General features: G+C 71.3%; 3 protein-coding genes and 1 pseudogene. 2 read left to right on the top strand and 2 right to left on the bottom strand.

The window, feature by feature from the left end; all coding sequences use genetic code 11:
- Window positions 1-1,214: PE family protein (locus A9X01_RS23565; RefSeq protein WP_155772240.1), on the bottom strand; the 1,214-nt coding region annotated here is incomplete at its 3' end.
- A 183-nt stretch (window positions 1,215-1,397) separates the two neighbouring features.
- Here A9X01_RS23565 and A9X01_RS23560 point away from each other — a divergent pair.
- Window positions 1,398-2,231 (top strand): cyclodehydratase, encoded by an 834-nt coding sequence (locus tag A9X01_RS23560; protein WP_065123040.1) that lies wholly within the window; start codon window positions 1,398-1,400, stop codon window positions 2,229-2,231.
- A 5-nt stretch (window positions 2,232-2,236) separates the two neighbouring features.
- On the opposite strand, the gene A9X01_RS23555 is transcribed toward A9X01_RS23560, so the two are convergent.
- The gene (locus A9X01_RS23555) at window positions 2,237-2,428 is read right to left on the bottom strand and encodes a hypothetical protein (protein ID WP_155772239.1); all 192 of its coding nucleotides are present in this window, start codon (window positions 2,426-2,428) and stop codon (window positions 2,237-2,239) included.
- A gap of 38 nt (window positions 2,429-2,466) precedes the next feature.
- Between A9X01_RS23555 and A9X01_RS23550 the strand changes: the two are divergent.
- A pseudogene (locus tag A9X01_RS23550) lies at window positions 2,467-2,802 on the top strand (AarF/ABC1/UbiB kinase family protein); the annotation flags it as partial.

Raw genomic sequence — 2,802 nt, 5'->3', positions numbered from 1 at the left:
GTGTTGTCGCCGCCGGTACCGCCGGTGCCACCGGTGCCACCGATGCCGCCGGTGCCGCCCCCGCCGCCGAAGAGTTCGTCGAAGCCGGCGGGGCCGGTCCCGTTGGTGTTGGCGAACGCTCCGGCTTGACCACCGCTGCCGCCAGTGCCACCGGTGCCCCCGTGGCCGCCGCCGGTGCTGAGGCCGCCTTCTCCGCCGCCGCCACCCCCGCCGCCCGAGGCGCTGGCAGCGGGGCCGGTGGTGATCAGCTCGACACGGCCGCCCTCGCCGCCGGTGCCCCCGGCGCCGCCGTTGGTCCCCATCCCGCCGTGGCCCCCGTTGCCGCCGCTGCCGCCGGCACCGCTCACGGCGCCGCCGCCATTGAAGGTGCTGTCGCCGCCGGCGCCGCCCGTACCCCCTACGCCCCCGTCGCCGTTGACGCCCGCATGACCACCGAGCAATTTCGCCAAGCCCTGGGCCTGCCCGCCTGCTCCGCCGTCGCCTCCGGTGCCTCCGTTGCCGCCGCTGGTGCCGGTGCCGCCGTTGGTGACGCTTCCGCCGGCACCGCCGGTACCGCCGAGGCCACCTACGCCGCCGGCACCGCCGTTGCCGAAGATGATCCCGCCATTGCCACCGGGACCGCCGTTACCCGCGAGGCCGCCTCCGCCGCCGGGGGTACCGGCGGCGGCGTTGCCCAGGATGCCGGTGGTTCCGGTCCCACCGGTCCCGCCGCGGCCGCCGTTGCCGAAGAACCATGCGTTTCCGCCTTTGCCGCCCGGCTTCCCTGCTGCCCCGGACCCGCCGTCGCCGCCGTCCCCCCACAACAGCCCGCCCGGGCCGCCGTTCTGCCCGGTTCCCGGCGCTCCGTTGGTGCCCTTGCCGATCAGCGGGGTCCCGAGCAACAGGTTGGTGGGTGCGTTGACAAGGCTCAGCAATCCTTCCAGCGGCGAGGCGTTGGCCGCCTCGGCTATCGAATAGGCGCCGCCGGCTGCGCTCAGGATCTGCACGAACTGGCTGTGGAACGCCGAGACGCGGGCGCTGAGGGTCTGAGATTCCTGGCCGTGGCCGGCAAACAACGCGGCGATCGCTGTCGAGACCTCATCGGCGGCCGCCGCGAGCACCTGTGTCGTTGAAGTGGCGGCGACCGCTCTGGCCGCGCCGAGCGCCGACTCGATATCCGCGAGGTCGGCTCCCGCCGCCATCAACAGGTCGGGCGCCGCGATCACAAACGACATGCCAATACACCTCCACGCATCCCTCGTTTGGCGAGCCCGGCGTGCTGCTCCGTCAGGCGCATCCAACGTAAGAACGGGGGCCCGGAAGGAGCATGAGTAGTCGACTACTTAATTTCGCTTGATTCGGCCGGCTGTGGATAAGTGAAGAGGGCGCGACGTCGTTGCCTGGCACAGTGTCAAGCCATGGTCCGGGCCGCCACTTGCCTATATGCGCTGGACCCGGCCATGCCGGTGCTGCTGCGTCCCGACGGCGTGGTTCAGGTGGGTTGGGATCCCCGTCGTGCCGTGCTGGTCCGTCCGCCGGGCGACCTGCCGGCGGCGCGGCTGGCCGCCGTGCTGCGGTCCATGCGGTCGCCGACCTCGATCGGCGAACTGCAACGGCAAGCCGGCAGGGACCTCACCGAACTGGTGACCCAGTTGGTCAGCGCCGGGGTCGCGACCCGCGGTGACGGCACGTCCGCCGGCCGGGCGGCGTCCATCCGGGTACACGGTCGTGGCCCACTGTCCGATCTGCTGGTGCAGGCGCTGCGCGGGTCGGGTGTGCGTACCGGGCACAGCAGCCAACCGCATGCGACGGTCACCGCCGCCGCGGTCGATCTGGTGGTGTTGGCCGACTTCCTGGTGGCCGATCCGCGCATCGTGCGTGACCTGCACGCGGCGCGTGTGCCGCACCTCCCGGTCCGGGTGCGCGACGGCACCGGACTGGTCGGGCCGCTGGTAATCCCCGGCGTTACGAGTTGCCTGGGTTGCACCGACCTGCACCGCCGGGACCGGGACGCCGCCTGGCCGGCCATCGCCGCGCAGTTGCGCGACACCGTCGGGGTCGCCGATCGCGCGACGCTGCTGGCCACCGCGGCCCTGGCGCTGAGCCAGGTGCACCGCGTCGTCGCCGCGGTGCGCGGCCGGCCAGCGGATCCCGACCCACCTTCGGCGCTCAACGCCACGCTGGAGTTCGATCTCCATGCCAGCTCGATCGTGGCGCGGCCGTGGACCAGGCACCCGCTCTGCGATTGCTGACGGAGTTACCCGAGCCGGCCCTGCTGCGGGACATTCGACGAGATCGACGCATCCGCCCGGCCGAGCGCATCCAGCACGTGCTCGTCCAGCGTGCGCTTGTTGCGGTGCCGGTCCAGTGTCTCGATGATCGCCCGATACAAGGCGTCTGCGGCGTCTTGTTGTGTCTGCTTTGCTCCGATGGAGCTCCCATCTATCACGCGGATGAATAATCGGTGCACTTGATGCACGGGCCGTCGTGGATGATGGGTATGTGTCAGAGATCAAGCGCGGCCGCGCGGCCCGCAATGCAAAGCTGGCCAGCCTGCCGGTAGGCATGGCCGGCCGGGCTGCCCTGGGGTTCGGTAAGCGGCTGACCGGCAAGTCAAAAGACGAGGTCAACGCCGAACTCATGGAGAAGGCGGCCAATCAGCTGTTCACCGTGCTGGGTGAGCTCAAGGGCGGCGCCATGAAAGTCGGTCAGGCGTTGTCGGTGATGGAGGCCGCCATTCCCGAGCAGTTCGGCGAGCCCTACCGCGAGGCGCTGACCAAACTGCAGAAGGACGCCCCGCCGTTGCCGGCCGCCAAGGTGCAC

The organism is Mycobacterium asiaticum, from assembly GCF_001668675.1.
GTDB lineage: Bacteria > Actinomycetota > Actinomycetes > Mycobacteriales > Mycobacteriaceae > Mycobacterium > Mycobacterium asiaticum_D.
Note: the sequence above shows the minus strand (reverse complement) of the source record. Positions and strands in the feature narration are given on the sequence as shown.

What these genes read in the sequence shown, in the direction of transcription:
- A9X01_RS23560 (WP_065123040.1), top strand. Translation starts at nt 1,398, where the DNA reads ATGGTCCGGGCCGCCACTTGCCTATATGCGCTGGACCCGGCCATGCCG.